Raw genomic sequence first — 14639 nt, 5'->3', positions numbered from 1 at the left:
TGGCGGCCGTCGGGCAGCGCACCGGCGAGGTCAGAGGTGGTCACAAGACAGTCAGGATACAGCGCCGGGGACGCGGCAGCCCCGCTCGCCAGAGGGCGGGCGGGGCTGCCGGTGCCGGTTCAGCGGGCGAGGGGCTGGCCCTGCTTGTCGTTGAACTTGCCGATCAGGATCATGATGAAGTCGATGAACGTCCATACGCCGAGGCCACCGAAGGTGATCAGCTGCAGGATGCCGGTGCCGACCTTGCCGACGTAGAAGCGATGCACGCCCAGCACGCCGAGGAAGAAGCAGAGCAGCACGGTCACAAGCCAGGACTTGCTGTTCACGGGGGTTCCTTCTGTCGAGGGGTTTTCGGATTCCCGCCGACAGCCGGACGGCGGGAATGGGAACGTAGCAACCTGTGCGCTCCATCACATCCGCCACAACGGCCACAATGATCATGCGTTCGGGGGACGGGTGCGCCGACCCCGCCGAGCCGCTAGCATCATGGACAGCAGACCGATGCCGCACAGTCGATGCCGAAGGAGGAGCCATGACCCACGCGCTCCCCGCATCGACCCTCTCGGTCGTACGCGTAGCCGAACCGGGCCGCGCGTAATCCTTCGATCACCGCGCCCGACGCGCGCGGTGGTCACCCAACCTCTCTCTCGCGTACGGGCGCCATACCCACCGAGGTGAGGTCATGAGCCTTCCGGAGAAGCCCTCGATCGACGGGCTGGCCGACAAGTGGTCCCAGCGTTGGGACGCCGACCAGCTCTACCGCTTCGACCGCACGGCGCCGCGCGAGCGCGTGTTCGCCATCGACACCCCGCCGCCGACGGCCAGCGGGTCCCTGCACATCGGGCACGTGTTCTCGTACACCCAGACCGACGTGCTGGCCCGGTTCCAGCGCATGCGCGGCCGCGAGGTGTTCTACCCGATGGGGTGGGACGACAACGGGCTGCCGACCGAGCGCCGGGTGCAGCACCGGTTCGGGGTGCGCTGCGACCCGTCGCTGCCGTACGACCCCGACTTCACGCCGCCCGAGACGCCCGGCCGCGAGCAGGTGCCGGTGTCGCGGCGCAACTTCACCGAGCTGTGCGCCTGGCAGACCGAGCTGGACGAGCGCGCCTTCGAGGCGCTGTTCCGGCTGGTGGGGCTGTCGGTGGACTGGTCGCTGCTCTACACGACGATCGGCGCGCGGGCGCGGGCGGTGTCGCAGCGGGCGTTCCTGCGGGCGCTGGCGCGCGGGGAGGCGTACCAGGCGCAGGCGCCGACGCTGTGGGACACCACGTTCCGTACCGCGGTGGCGCAGGCGGAGACGGAGGACCGGGAGCGGCCGGGGGCGTACCACCGGATCGCCTTCCACCCCGACGGCGCCGCGGCCCACCCTGACGGCGCCGCGGCCGAACCGATCATCGTGGCGACGCAGAGCAACCCGGTGGTCGTGGCGACGCAGAGCAACCCGGTGGTCGTGGCGACCACGCGCCCGGAGCTGCTGCCCGCCTGTGTGGCGCTGGTGGCGCACCCGGACGACGCCCGCTACGCGCCGCTGTTCGGCACGACCGTGCGCACGCCGGGCTTCGGCGCCCGGGTGCCGGTGCTGGCGCATCCGCTGGCCGACCCGGCCAAGGGCACCGGCATCGCGATGATCTGCACGTTCGGCGACGCCACCGACGTGATCTGGTGGCGCGAGCTGGACCTGCCGACCCGGCCGGTGCTCGGCTTCGACGGGCGGCTGCTGGCCGACGCCCCGGAGCACCTGGACGAGCGGGGCCGGGCGGCGTACGCGCGACTGGCCGGGCTGGCCCCCGCCTCGGCCCGCGAGCAGGTGGCCGCGCTACTGCGCGAGACCGGTGACCTGCTGGGCGAGCCGGAGCCGATCAAGCATCCGGTGAAGTTCTACGAGCGCGGCGAGAAGCCGCTGGAGATCGTGCCGACGCGCCAGTGGTACCTGCGCAACGGCGGCCGTGACGCCGGACTGCGCGCCGCCCTGCTCGCCCGGGGGCAGGAGTTGACCTGGCAGCCCGCGCACATGCGCACCCGGTACGACCACTGGGTGCAGGGCCTGGCCGGGGACTGGCTGATCAGCCGCCAGCGCTTCTTCGGCGTGCCGATCCCGGTGTGGTACCCGCTGGACGCCGACGGGCAGCCCGCGCACGACCGCCCGATCACGCCCGCCGAGGACACGCTGCCGATCGACCCCAGCTCGGACACCCCGCCCGGCTACACCGAGGACCAGCGCGGCAGGCCTGGTGGGTTCACCGGCGACCCGGACGTGATGGACACCTGGGCGACGTCGTCGCTGACCCCGCAGATCGCGGGCGGCTGGGGCTTCGACGAGGACTTGTTCGCGCGGGTGTTCCCGATGGACCTGCGGCCGCAGGCGCACGAGATCATCCGTACCTGGCTGTTCGCGACCGTGCTGCGCGGCCACGCCGAGCACGGCGTGCTGCCGTGGCGTACGGCCGCGATCGCGGGGTGGATCCTGGACCCCGACCGCAAGAAGATGTCGAAGTCGGTGGGCAACGTGGTGACCCCGGTGGGGCTGCTGCACGAGTACGGCTCCGACGCGGTGCGCTACTGGGCCGCCGCCGCCCGCCCCGGCGCCGACACGGCGTTCGACACCGGCCAGATGCGGATCGGCCGCCGCCTGGCCACCAAGATCCTCAATGCCACCCGGTTCGTGCTCGGCCTGGGCGAACCCGCCCCCGGCGCCACGATCACGCAGCCGCTGGACCGAGCCCTGCTGGCCGCGCTGCGCCCGGTCCTCGCCGAGGCCACCGAAGCGCTGGAGCAGTACGACCAGGGTCGCGCCCTGGCCGCCGCCGAGCGCTTCTTCTGGACGTTCTGCGACGACTACCTGGAGTTGGTGAAGGTGCGCGCCTACGGCGAGCACGGCGCGGCCGCCGCCGACTCGGCCCGGCTCGCCCTGCGGACCGCGCTGTCGACGCTGCTGCGGCTGCTGGCGCCGGTGCTGCCGTTCGTGACCGAGGAGGCCTGGTCGTGGTGGCACGACGGCAGCATCCACCGGTCCCCGTGGCCCACGCCGGCCGAGCTCGACGGCGCGGGTGACCCTGCCGTGCTGGCCGCGGCGACCGAGGCGATCGAGTCGGTGCGCCGGGCCAAGTCCGCGGCAAAGGTGTCGATGCGGACCGCCGTGTCGACGCTGACCCTGCCCACCGACACCCGCTACGACGCCATCGAGGCCGACGTGCGCGACGCGGGCGTGATCACCACGATCACCCGCGGCCCCAGCCTCACCGTCACGCTGTGAGGGTTAGGAAGGGCACCTTCTTATCGCAATACGTGGTAAAAGGTGCCCTTCTTAACCCTGGCTCAACACCGCTGACCTGGGAAGAGTCCGAGTTGGGTGCTAAATGAAAAAAATGGGATGTGCACCACATGTCCCAGGGGAACGGCGTGGGACGGGGCAGTCTTGATCAGCCCCGTCCCTCCCCCGAAGGTGCTGCCATGTCGCGAAAACCCCTGGCCAAGCGACTGACCAAGATCGCCGTGGTCGCCGCCGTGGCGGGTGTCGTGCTGGTCGCGGCCGCCGCCCCCGCGGCCGCGCTCGCCGACTGGGCCATCGAGAAGACCGCGCCCTCCTACGAGTCGCTGCCGCAGGTGCTGCGCGAGCCCACCACGGCCCAGGCCAGCTACCTGTACGCCAACGACGGCAAGACCGTGATCACCACGTTCTACGACCAGAACCGGCGCGACGTGCCGCTGGACCAGGTCGCCCCCGCGATGCGCGACGCGGTGGTGGCCGCCGAGGACACCCGCTTCTACACCCACCACGGCGTGGACGTGCGCGGCGTGCTGCGCGCGGTGGTCGCCAACGGCACCAGCGGCGGGGTCGAGCAGGGCGCCTCGACGCTGACCATGCAGTACGTCCGCAACGTGCTCAAGAACGACCCGGCGCTGACCCCCGCGGAGCGCGAGGCCGCCACCGAGCAGAGCGCCTCCCGCAAGATCCGTGAGGCGCGGTACGCGCTGTCGCTGGAGCAGAAGCTCTCCAAGAACGAGATCCTGGAGCGCTACCTCAACATCGCCTACTTCGGCGCGGGCGCGTACGGCGTCGACGCCGCCGCGCACACCTACTTCTCCAAGAACGCCGCCGACCTCACCCTGGGCGAGGCGTCCCTGCTCGCGGGCCTGCTCCAGGCGCCCGAGGCGGACAACCCGCTGACGCAGGGCCTGGACCGGGCCGTGGGCCGCCGCGAGTACGTGCTGGCGGCGATGGTCGGCACCGGCGCGATCACCCAGCAGCAGGCCGACCAGGCCAAGGCCACCGCCCCGGTGCTCAAGCGCGGCTCGTCCCCCAACGACTGCGTCGCCTCGAAGAACGAGTGGGGCTTCTTCTGCGACTACTTCCGCACCTGGTGGAAGGCGCAGCCCGCGTTCGGCGACACGCCCGAGGCCCGGGTGCAGGCGCTGAAGCTGGGCGGCTACCGCATCGTCACCACACTCGACCCCGCCATCGCCGCCGAGGCGCAGCAGCAGGTCGTCAAGGTGTACGGGTACACCAACAAACGCGCCCTGCCGATGGCCGTGGTGGAGCCCGGCACCGGCCGGGTGCTCGCGATGGCGGTCAACCGGCACTACAACCCGGTCGAGAAGCCCGGCAACACCGTCAACCAGCTGATCGCCGGCGCCGACACCGCGCACGGCTACCAGGCGGGCTCGACGTTCAAGATGTTCACCATGCTGGCGGCGCTGGAGCAGGGCAAGACCCTGGACACCAGCTTCGACTCGCCCAGCCGCCTGGTCACCCAGTGGCCGGACTCCGGCGAGACCACCAGCTGCGACGGCTTCTGGTGCCCCAAGAACGCCAACCCGAGCTTCATGGACGGCGAGCGGAACATGTGGACCGGCTTCGGCCGCTCGGTGAACACGTACTTCGTGTGGCTGGAGCAGCAGGTCGGCGCCGACCGGGCGGTGGAGATGGCGCAGCGCCTCGGCATCCAGTTCCGCGACTCCGGCGACGCCGACCGGGCCCGCAGCAGCGCGGCGAGCTGGGGCTCGTTCACCCTGGGCGTCTCGCTGACCACCCCGCTGGACCTGGCCAACGCGTACGCGACGCTCGCCGCCGAGGGGCAGTACTGCACGCCCGTGCCGGTGCGCTCGGTGACCACCGGCGCCGGGGCGGAGCTGGACGTGGCGCGGCCGGACTGCCGCCAGGTGATCAGCGACGACGTGGCGCGGGCCGCCACCGACGCGGCGCGCTGCCCGGTGGGCCAGCAGAGCGCGTACCACGGCTGCGACGGCGGCACGGCCACGGCCGTCTCGCAGCTCATCGGCGGGCGCCCGGTCGCGGGCAAGACCGGCAGCTCGACCGACAACATGACCGAGACGTTCGTGGCGTACACCCCGCAGCTGGCCGCCGCGGCGATCGCCGCCAACCCGGACAGCCCCGTGGACAAGGTCGGCGCGGCGGTCCTGCCCCAGGTCTACCGGGCCGTGGCCACCACCCTGGCCACCGGCTCCAAGCCGCTGGAGGTCAAGCAGTTCGTGGCGCCGACCCGCACGTTGGTGGTCGCCGACAGCCAGCACCGCGGCGACGACCCGGGCATCGAACCGTCACCCGAGCCGTCGCCGAGCGTGGCGCCCTCGCCGAGCCGCGACGAGCACCAGGACGACAAGAACAACGACAAGAACAACGGCAAGAACGACAACAAGGGCGACGACAAGAATCAGGGCAAGCCGCACAGTGTGAAGCCCACCAAGCCCACGCCCAAACCCACCGCCAAGCCGACTCCGTCGGTGCAGCCGAGCCCCTCGGCCGACACCGACACGCCGAGTCCGCGGCCCAGCCGCTGGCGTCACTGACCATCCGGTACGGCGAAAGGCCCCCTCCCCCGCGCGAGCGGAGAAGGGGGCCTTTCGCCGTACCTGTCAGCGGATTTTCACCGCCAGGTCAGCGGATCAGGACAGCGGCGGGTAGGCGTTGGCCATGAGCTGCTGGAACTGAGCCGAGAACCACTGCCCCGAGATCGGGGCGTTGGGCAGCGAGCCGGTCATGCTGTTGCCGTTGCGCTCGTTACCCGTGTAGGTCGGGTCGCACATCCGGTCGAAGCCCTTGCCCTCGTCGTTCGGGATCAGGCTGCTCGAACCGTCCGACTCGCCCGGGGGCTTCACCCACACGTACGCGTCGATACCGGCGGCCGGAGCGGCCTTCGGGCGCTCGCCCATGCCCGCACCGGCCTGGTTGCACCAGTTGCCGGCGTGGATGCGGCGGTCGATGCGCGACTGGTTGACGAACGTGTCCACGTTGGTCGAGGTCGACGCGGCGGTGGGCCGGGTCGTCTGGATCGACTGGCACGGGGTCTGCACGCAGTTGCCCCAGCCGTTGCGCGAGGTGTCGATCAGCATGCCGATGGTCGAGCTGAAGCCGACCGAGACCAGCTGGGTGCGGAACGCCTGCGCGAAGGTGAGCTCGTCGACGTAGAAGTTCCAGTCGACCCACTTGGCCTGGCGGACCGAGGTGCCGTTCACCGAGGTGTTGATGGTGAAGTACGGCTCGGTCAGCGCCGAGTAGTTGGCGGTGTTGGTGATGAAGCCGTGGACGTAGTTGACGTTGCTGCCCTCGGCGGTCGCCGCCTCCTTCAGCTTGGTGGCGGTGGGGCCGAAGTTGGTGTCCCAGCCGATCCAGCCGTGGTGGGCGGAGTCGATGTAGTTGTAGGTGTTGGCGATCGGGCCGAGCTTGGACAGCGCGTAACCGATGCCCTTGACGTAGCCGCCGTTCTGGTTCATGGTCGAGCACTTGGCCACGTTGAGGTTCGTCACCAGGTTCGGGATCGAGTCGATCTCGATGATGTTGACGATCCGCAGCGCCGAGTACTTCGAGTCGGCCTGGATCGCGGCGATCGGGTCGATGTACTCCGACTTGTAGCGGGGCAGCTCGTCGACGCCCAGCTCACCGTTGGAGGCCAGCGCCGAGCAGTCACGGCCGGGCAGGTCGTAGATCACGAACATGACCGTCAGCGGGGTGGCGCCGTTGGCGGCGTCCTGCGCGACAGCCGCGTCCAGGTGCGCCCGCAGGCCCATGCTGGACGAGCTGCCGGCGATCGCGGCGATCCGGTCCAGCCACACGGCGGTGGAGGTGTTGGACACCCGGCTGCCGCCGGGCTCCGCGTTGGCCTTGGCCTTCCACTCCGGGTTCACGTAGCCGGTCGAGCCGGAGTACGGGTTGTCCACCTTGCCGACCTGGTCGTTGTCGGACTCGGTGACCGCCAGCGTGGCGCTGGTGTAACCGGAGGACGACGCGGTGATCGTCGCGGTGCCGTTGGTCTGGTCGCTGTCCTCGGCCGCGGCGACGGCCACGGCCACGCCGGCGACGGCGTTGGACGGGGTCAGCGTCACCGACGTCGGGGCGGAGATGTCGGTGTCACCGGTCCGGGCCAGCGCCACCGTCACGTTCGCGGTGGGGGCCGAGCTCAGCTTGACGGTGACCGAGCTGCTCGCACCCTCGGCGACCACTGTCGAGGTCGGCGCGAAGATGATCGACTTGGTGCCGCTGCTCGGGCTCGGGCTGGCGCTGGGGCTGGCGCTCGGGCTCGGGCTCGGGCTGGCGGAGGTGCTCGGCGAAGGGCTGGTGGTGCCGCCGCCGGTGGTGCAGGTGACGCCGTTCAGGGTGAACGCGGTCGGCTTCGGGTTGCTGCCGGACCAGCGGCCGTTGAAGCCGATGTTGGTCGAGGCACCCGTGGCGAGGCTGCCGTTGTAGGACAGGTTGGTGCCGGTGACGTTGGCGCCGGACTGCGACCAGGTGGCCGACCAACCCGGGAGGGTCACGGTCTGCCCGGCCGAGTACGCGAACTTCAGCGACCAGCTGGTGATCGCGTCACCGGTGTTCTTCACGACGATGGCGGCCGTGAAGCCGCCGGTGCCGGGCCCCTCGGTCCAGTCGCTCGTCGTGTACGAAATGTCGCAACCGGGCGCGGCGTGCGCGAGGGTCGCGGGGAGCGTGACGAGGCTGGCGACCACGAGGGCGCTGGCACCGGTGAAGGCGGCCAGTTTGCGCCTTCCGGTGAGCCTGATCGGGAATTTCATTGCCATCTCCTTGGGCAGATCCCGCGATCCCGGACGAGACCGCGGTAGCGCTCCCACGGCGGCCGGGAGGATGGCCGCGCACGAAAGCACTGGGATGGAGCGGAGGTTCCCGGCCCGGCCGGGCATTGCAAGGTGACGCACGCGACCGCATCACGGTCCGTGCCACCGCCGTCCCGATGAGACACCGGGCTGCCCTCGGCGATGAGTTCGCGTGTTCGGCTCCCCACGAACGGGCTTCATAGTCGCACAGGAAACATGGCCGACACAACACTGTCCGTCGATTTCCCCGACGATCGAGCGTACAGCCTTGACCAGCAGTGGTCGCGCTCCCACGTATCTCCTGACGGGGCGCCCAAAAGCGACCAAATGCCGCCCCGGCGGTAGCCCCGGGGCGGCGTCGTCTCACTCGGCGGAACGCTGTTGCATCAGCGCCAGGTGGTGCCCGTCCGGATCGCGCAGGAACGACATCCACAACTCGGAGGCGCCGTCCTTATGCACCACATGCGGCTCGTCCACGAACGACACCCCGGCCGCGCGCAGCCGCGCGTGCTCGGCCTCGATGTCGGCGACGGTGAAGTACAGCGTCACCCTGCTCGCGAACTCCGGTGATTCCGGCACGCCGAGGTAGAGCCGCACGTCGCCACTGGCGAAGAAGGCCATCGGCTGCCCCGGCACCCGGGACAGCAGCACGATGCCGAGCACGTCGCGGTAGAAGGCCACCGAGCGGTCGATGTCGGTGACACTGATGTGGACCTGGCCCAGTGGTCCGAGCGCCATTGGCTTCCCCTATACTTAACCTACGTAAAATGTTAACCAGGGTGAAGGATGGCATCGAGCGTGGACGCCCGTCAACCCGGTCGGCTGCCCGGTCCGCCCGCGGACCTGCCCGACGACGACCGGCACCGCACTGCCAACGCGCTGCACTCGGCCGCGTTGCGGCTGCTGCGGCGCGCCGCCGCGACCGACGTCGGAATGGACCTCGACGGGCCCCGGGCGTCACTGCTGTCCGTGCTGGTGTTCGGGGGCGCGCAGCCGATGAGCCGGCTGGCCGAGATCGAGCGGGTGTCCCCACCCGCGATCACCAAGCTGGTCACCGCCCTGGAGGCGGCCGGACTGGCCGCGCGCGCACCGTCCCCCGACGACCGGCGAGTGGTGCTGGTGACCGCCACCGACGCGGGGCGGACGGTACTGGAGCGGGGCCGCGCCGAACGGGTGCGAGCCGTGGCCGCACTCCTGGACGGCCTCTCCTCCGAAGACCTCGCCGTCCTGGATCGCGCCGCCCACCTCATCGCCACCCGCCTGACCACCACCGCCTGACCCGCACCGCCCTGCCGCGCCACACCGCGGCGCACCGGGGTACCCGCGGTCCGGGTGGAAGTTTCAGGGGCGGAAGCTCAGCACCGCCGAGATCAGGCGGACCACGTCGGCGTGCAGGGCCGCGAACCGCCCGTCGCGCCCGTCGTCCGGTTCCACCACCGGCGCGTACGGGTCGATCGCGTGCAGCAGCAGCTCGTTGATGCCGCCCACGATCGCCAGCGCCTGCGCCGGTGCCAGCGGCTCGAGCCTCGGATCGTGCTGCCGTCCGACCTCGACCATGTCCACCAGCGTCTGCGCGAAACCCTGCAGCGTGCGCTGGCGCAGCATGAACGCCCGCTGCCCGGCCGCCTGCACCTCGATCAGCATGGTCCGGGTGAACGACGGCATCGTCTCCAGCGCGCCGAGGTAGGCCGCCGCGCCGTCGCTGATGCGCTGGGGCCACGGCTGGTCGCCGCTGGCCGCCGCGCGGATGATCAGCATCAGCCGGGCGCAGACGTGTTCGTAGAGCGCCATCAGGCACTCTTCCTTGTCGGCGAAGTGCTCGTAGAAGGTGCGTTTGGACACCCTGGCCAGCGCGACGATGTCGGCGATGGTGGTAGCGGAGTATCCCTTCTCGGATACACAGGTCGCGAGCGCGCCGGTGAGGTCGCGACGGATGGTCTGGGCCGTTCTCGTGGGTGCGGCCACGGCTCCTCCGGAAGTGCTGGAACGGTTGCCGACTGTACCGGCGCGACGCTGCGAGAACACACCCTTCCGCGCCGTGTTACGCGGTGGTAATTTCGGCGAAGACCTTGGTACCGGCTGGTACCAACGGCTGGGTCAGACTTCGGGAGAGGGGGTGAGCCGTGGACAGCAGCGCCACCCATACCCGAATCGCCCTGGTGGGGGCCGGGTTCGGCGGTCTCGGGGCGGCGATCCGGCTGCGTCGTGCCGGTTACCGCGACTTCCTGGTGTTCGACCGGGGCAGCGACGTCGGCGGCACCTGGCGTGACAACACGTACCCCGGCTGCGCCTGCGACGTGCCGTCGCACCTGTACTCGCTGTCGTTCGCGCCCAACCCCGACTGGTCGCGCAGCTTCTCCCCGCAGCCGGAGATCTGGGCGTACCTGCGCCGGGTCGCCGACGGGCACGGCGTGCGCCCGCACCTGCGCCTCGAACACGAGGTGCGCGCGGCCGCCTGGGACGACACGCGGCGGGTGTGGCGCCTGGACACCTCGCGGGGGTCGTACACGGCGGAGGTGCTGGTGGCCGCCGGCGGGCCGCTCACCGAGCCCAGCGTTCCCGACCTGCCCGGACTGGCCGACTTCCGGGGCGAGGTGTTCCACTCCGCCCGCTGGCGCCACGACCTGGACCTGACCGGGCGGCGGGTCGCCGTGGTCGGCACCGGCGCCTCGGCGATCCAGTTCGTGCCGCGGATCGCGCCCGGCGTGGCCCAGCTGACCCTGCTGCAGCGCACCCCGGCCTGGGTGCTGCCGCGTCGGGACCGGCCGATCACCGGATTCGAGCGGGCCGTGTACCGGCACGTGCCCGGCGCGCAGAAGCTGGCCCGCGCCGCCGTCTACTGGGCGCGTGAGCTCCAGGGCACCGCGTTCCTGCGCCCCGCGCTGATGCGGTTCGGGCAGGCGATGGCCCGGCGCCACCTGCGCCGCTCCATCCCGGACCCGGCGCTGCGCGCGAAGCTGACCCCGGCGTACACCATGGGCTGCAAGCGGGTGCTGCTGTCCAACGACTACTACCCGGCGCTCAACCGCGACAACGTCGAGGTGGTGACCGAGGCCATCAGCCGGGTCACCCCGACCGGCGTGGTCACCGCCGACGGGCGCGAGCACCCGGTCGACACGATCATCTTCGGTACCGGCTTCCACGTCACCGACCTGCCGATGGCGCGCGCCATCCGCGGCGCCGACGGCCGCACCCTGGCCGAGCACTGGGACGGCAGCATGTACGCCTACCGGGGCGCCACCGTCACCGGCTTCCCGAACCTGTTCCTGCTGCTGGGCCCGAACACCGGACTCGGCCACAACTCGGTCGTCTTCATGATCGAGGCGCAGCTCGACTACCTGCTCGGCGCGCTGCGCCACCTCGACCGCACCGGCGCCCCCATCGAGCCGACCGCGCGGGCGCAGCGGGTATACAACGACGAGCTGGACCGGCGCATGCGCGGGACGGTGTGGACCTCGGGCGGCTGCCGCAGCTGGTACCTGGACGGCACCGGTCGCAACTCGACTCTATGGCCGGGCTACACCTGGTCGTACTGGCTGCGAACCCGCCGGTTCGACGCCGCCGCGTACCGGTCGGTCGGCGCGACCGCGGGGAGGTCCTGATGCGCGGGCGACTGGCCGGGAAGACCGTGCTGATCACGGGGGCCGCCCGGGGCATCGGGGCGGACACGGCCCGGCTGGCCGCCGCCCACGGCGCCCGGCTGGCCCTGGTCGGGCTGGAACCGCTGCTGCTGCGCGAGCTCGCCGCCGAGCTGACCGGCGGCGGCCGGGAGGCGGCCTGGTTCGAGGCGGACGTGACCGACTCGGCGGCGCTGGCCGGGGCGGTCGCCGGGACTTTGGAGCGGTTCGAGGGCATCGACGCGGTGGTCGCCAACGCGGGCGTGGCCAGCCTCGGTACGGTCGCCACCGGCGACATCGAGGCGCTGGCCCGTACCGTGCAGGTGAACCTGATCGGGGTGATGCGCACGGTCGCCGCGACGACCACCCCGATGATCGCGGCGCGCGGTCACTACCTGCTGGTCTCGTCGACGGCGGCGTTCGCGGCGCTGCCGGGGATGGCCGCGTACTGCGCCGCCAAGGCGGGGGTGGAGCACTTCGGCAACGCGCTGCGGCTGGAGCTGGCCCACCACGGGGTCACCGTCGGCACCGCCCACCCGGGCTGGATCGACACCGACCTGGTCCGCGACGCCCGCGCCGACCTGCCGTCGTTCCGGGCCGCGCTGGGGCGGATGCCGTGGCCGGTCGGCTCGATCACCTCGGTGGACCGGTGCGCGCGGGCATTCGTACGCGGCCTGGAGCGACGCGGTCGGCGGGTGTACGTACCGAGGTCGATCGCGGTGGTGCAGGCGCTGCGTACGGTGATCAACAGTCGGCTGGGCGGGGCCGCCGTGACCCGGCAGTCGCGCGAGCTGGTGCCCCGGATGGAAGCCGAGGTGGCGGAGCTGGGGCGGGCATTCGGCGCGCACAGCGCGGAGGAGGTGGGGCGGTGAGGGTCGCGTACGAGCGCCGCGGCAGCGGCACCCCGCTGGTGCTGATCCACGGCATCGGCCACCACTGGCGCGCCTGGGAACCGGTGCTGGACCGGCTGGCCGCCGTACACGACGTGATCGCGATCGACCTGCCCGGCTTCGGTCGCTCGCCGGTGCCCGACGGCGGCATGCCCGACGGCATGGCCCCGACGGTGGCGCTGATCGCGAAGTGGCTGCGACGGGAGGGCCTGGACCGGCCGCACGTGGCGGGCAACAGTCTGGGCGGGTCGATCGCGCTGGAACTGGCCGCCGCCGGGGCGGTGGCCTCGGCGACCGCGTTCGCCCCGGCGGGCTTCTGGCGCCCCTGGCACCAGCGGTATGCCATCACCGTGCTGAACACCCTGCGCTGGGGCACGATGCTGCCGCCGCCGCTGGTCCGCGCGCACCTGAGCGCCCGCCCCGGCCGCAGCCTGGCCTTCGGCATGCTGATGCACCGCCCCGGGCGGCTGACCGCCGAACGGGCCGCCGACGACGCGCGGGCGATGCGCGACGGCGCGGGCTTCCGGTCCGTGGCCCGCTCCGCGCCGGAGTACCACTATCGCGGCACGCCGACCTGCCCGGTCACCGTCGCCTGGGGCGACCGCGACCGCGTCCTGCTCCCCGGCCAGGCTGCCATCGCCCGCCAACGCCTGCCCGAGGCCGTCCACGTCACCCTGCCCCGCTGCGGCCACGTCCCCATGTCCGACGACCCCGCCCTGGTCACGACCACCATCCTCACCACCACCACCCGCGCCGCCCCCTGACCCCGCCTCCCGCCGCCCGCTCCATCCCACCCCCCTCCGCGTCGATCATGAACCTGTGGCACGGTTCGACGGCGTGTCGCGGCCACAGCTTCCTGATCACGCCCGGGACACCTGGAGGCGCGGCGGACCGCTGATTAAGAAGGGGTCCTTCCACTACGGAAAGCGATAAGAAGGGGCCCTTCCTTTTCAGAACTCGAGGGTGACTTTGATGTCGTCCGGGCGATGGTCCAAGGCGTCTCGCCAGTCGGCGAGCGGGACGCGGCGGGTGATGAGGGCGGACAGCCACTCGCGGTCGGCGGCGGCCAAGGCGGCCGCGGCGGCCTGCCAGTGGCGCAGGTTGGCGTTGACCGAACCGAACGTCACGTTGTTCTCCAGCACCACCTCGCGGTTCAGCTCGGCCACGTCCAGGCTCAGCGGACGCCCGCCGCTGGACACCCCGGCCAGGCAGACGATGCCGTTGGGCCCGACCTGGCTGATCACGTTGGCGATGACCACGGGCGCGCCGGTGCACTCCAGCGCGACGTCGGGTTCCAGCGGCAGGTCGCACACCGAGCCCGTGTGGTATGTGCCGCCCAGCCGCCGGACCAGGTCGGGCTTGGGCCCGCTCTCGGCGCGGTCGAGCACGTGCACCTCCAGCCCGCGCTGACGACCCAGCAACGCCGCCAGCAGCCCGATCGGACCGGCGCCGGTGACCAGGACGGACTGCGGCTCCCAGGTCGCGCGGGCGCCGATGCGCTCGATGTGCTCCCAGGCCTTGGCCACCACGCTGGCGGGTTCGAGCAGCACGCCGACCTCGGCCAGGGACTCGTCCAGGCCGACGGCGAAGTCGGGTTCGGTGCGCCAGCGCTCGCGGGCGAACCCGTGCCGCTGTTTGATCCCGCACTCGACGTACTGCCCGTTGCGGCACATGTCCCACTCCCCGGCCGCGCAGTTGCGGCACGGCACCGGGTCGGGGCGCCGAACGATGCCCGCGACCAGGTCGCCAGGCTGCCAGCGGCCGGAGTCGTCGGACACCACCCGGCCCAGCGACTCGTGCCCGAGCACCAGCCGCCCATCGGGGCCGGGTGCGGTGCCGTACTCCCCCGCGATGATCTCGCGGTCGGTGCCGCAGATGCCGACGGCGAGCGCCCGCACCAGTACCTGACCCTCGGCCGGGTCGGGTTCGGGCAGGTCGTCGACGAGGCGGGCCGAGTCCGCCTGTCCTGCCTCGACGATGAGTCCACGCATAGGTCTGAATCTAAGGGTCGGGCGCTGCCGCCGCGCGCTGATCCGGTGTTCGCGCGGGTGCTGGTCCGCTG

The 14639-nt window shown here is 71.7% G+C and carries 11 protein-coding genes; 6 read left to right on the top strand and 5 right to left on the bottom strand.

Features of this window, described 5'->3' with window-relative positions; translation table 11 throughout:
- Nucleotides 1-119: 119 nt before the first annotated feature.
- A complete protein-coding gene (locus KUA19_RS09160) occupies nt 120-326 on the bottom strand; it encodes a TM2 domain-containing protein (RefSeq protein ID WP_217395703.1) in 207 nt (68 codons plus the stop codon).
- Between the two features lie 356 nt (nt 327-682).
- Between KUA19_RS09160 and valS the strand changes: the two genes are divergently transcribed.
- Nucleotides 683-3256 carry a valine--tRNA ligase gene (valS, locus tag KUA19_RS09155; RefSeq protein WP_217395702.1) on the top strand — a complete coding sequence of 858 codons (2574 nt, stop codon included), beginning with the start codon at nt 683-685 and terminating at the stop codon, nt 3254-3256.
- Between the two features lie 197 nt (nt 3257-3453).
- Complete coding sequence (locus tag KUA19_RS09150; protein ID WP_254548999.1) at nt 3454-5811, top strand: transglycosylase domain-containing protein; 2358 nt, start codon at nt 3454-3456, stop codon at nt 5809-5811.
- 96 nt (nt 5812-5907) lie between these two features.
- On the opposite strand, the gene KUA19_RS09145 is transcribed toward KUA19_RS09150, so the two are convergent.
- Both KUA19_RS09145 and KUA19_RS09140 read right to left on the bottom strand, forming a co-directional pair.
- On the bottom strand, nt 5908-8031 hold the full coding sequence (locus KUA19_RS09145) for a glycoside hydrolase family 6 protein (protein WP_217395700.1): 2124 nt from the start codon (nt 8029-8031) through the stop codon (nt 5908-5910).
- A gap of 402 nt (nt 8032-8433) precedes the next feature.
- The gene (locus tag KUA19_RS09140) at nt 8434-8808 is read right to left on the bottom strand and encodes a VOC family protein (protein WP_217395699.1); all 375 of its coding nucleotides are present in this window, start codon (nt 8806-8808) and stop codon (nt 8434-8436) included.
- 48 nt (nt 8809-8856) lie between these two features.
- Between KUA19_RS09140 and KUA19_RS09135 the strand changes: the two genes are divergently transcribed.
- Nucleotides 8857-9348 carry a MarR family winged helix-turn-helix transcriptional regulator gene (locus KUA19_RS09135; protein ID WP_217395698.1) on the top strand — a complete coding sequence of 164 codons (492 nt, stop codon included), beginning with the start codon at nt 8857-8859 and terminating at the stop codon, nt 9346-9348.
- A gap of 63 nt (nt 9349-9411) precedes the next feature.
- Here the strand turns inward: KUA19_RS09135 and KUA19_RS09130 are convergent, their stop codons facing one another.
- Nucleotides 9412-10035: a TetR/AcrR family transcriptional regulator gene (locus KUA19_RS09130; RefSeq protein WP_217395697.1), complete on the bottom strand. Its 624-nt coding sequence runs from the start codon at nt 10033-10035 to the stop codon at nt 9412-9414.
- Nucleotides 10036-10193: 158 nt separating this feature from the next.
- On the opposite strand from KUA19_RS09130, the gene KUA19_RS09125 reads away from it, so the two are divergent.
- Genes KUA19_RS09125 through KUA19_RS09115 form a run of 3 tightly spaced genes read left to right on the top strand, consistent with a single transcriptional unit; the run spans nt 10194 to nt 13341 of the window.
- Nucleotides 10194-11672 (top strand): flavin-containing monooxygenase, encoded by a 1479-nt coding sequence (locus KUA19_RS09125; protein WP_217395696.1) that lies wholly within the window; start codon nt 10194-10196, stop codon nt 11670-11672.
- The gene (locus KUA19_RS09120) at nt 11672-12559 is read left to right on the top strand and encodes an SDR family oxidoreductase (RefSeq protein ID WP_217395695.1); all 888 of its coding nucleotides are present in this window, start codon (nt 11672-11674) and stop codon (nt 12557-12559) included. Before KUA19_RS09125 ends, KUA19_RS09120 begins: the two co-directional genes overlap by 1 nt.
- Complete coding sequence (locus KUA19_RS09115) at nt 12556-13341, top strand: alpha/beta fold hydrolase (protein ID WP_308167391.1); 786 nt, start codon at nt 12556-12558, stop codon at nt 13339-13341. Before KUA19_RS09120 ends, KUA19_RS09115 begins: the two co-directional genes overlap by 4 nt.
- Before the next feature lie 186 nt (nt 13342-13527).
- Here KUA19_RS09115 and KUA19_RS09110 read toward each other — a convergent pair whose 3' ends face one another.
- Nucleotides 13528-14568, bottom strand: coding sequence for a glucose 1-dehydrogenase (locus tag KUA19_RS09110; RefSeq protein WP_217395694.1), 1041 nt, complete (start codon nt 14566-14568; stop codon nt 13528-13530).
- Nucleotides 14569-14639: the final 71 nt, after the last annotated feature.

It is taken from the genome of Catellatospora tritici, assembly GCF_019083965.1.
Classification (GTDB): domain Bacteria; phylum Actinomycetota; class Actinomycetes; order Mycobacteriales; family Micromonosporaceae; genus Catellatospora; species Catellatospora tritici.
Note: the sequence above shows the minus strand (reverse complement) of the source record. Positions and strands in the feature narration are given on the sequence as shown.

Excerpts from the sequence above, each read along its gene's own strand:
- KUA19_RS09140 (WP_217395699.1), bottom strand. The coding sequence starts at position 8,808 with ATGGCGCTCGGACCACTGGGCCAGGTCCACATCAGTGTCACCGACATC.
- KUA19_RS09110 (WP_217395694.1), bottom strand. The coding sequence starts at position 14,568 with ATGCGTGGACTCATCGTCGAGGCAGGACAGGCGGACTCGGCCCGCCTC.
- KUA19_RS09150 (WP_254548999.1), top strand. The coding sequence starts at position 3,454 with ATGTCGCGAAAACCCCTGGCCAAGCGACTGACCAAGATCGCCGTGGTC.
- valS (WP_217395702.1), top strand. The coding sequence starts at position 683 with ATGAGCCTTCCGGAGAAGCCCTCGATCGACGGGCTGGCCGACAAGTGG.
- KUA19_RS09120 (WP_217395695.1), top strand. The coding sequence starts at position 11,672 with ATGCGCGGGCGACTGGCCGGGAAGACCGTGCTGATCACGGGGGCCGCC.
- KUA19_RS09145 (WP_217395700.1), bottom strand. The coding sequence starts at position 8,031 with ATGAAATTCCCGATCAGGCTCACCGGAAGGCGCAAACTGGCCGCCTTC.
- KUA19_RS09135 (WP_217395698.1), top strand. The coding sequence starts at position 8,857 with ATGGCATCGAGCGTGGACGCCCGTCAACCCGGTCGGCTGCCCGGTCCG.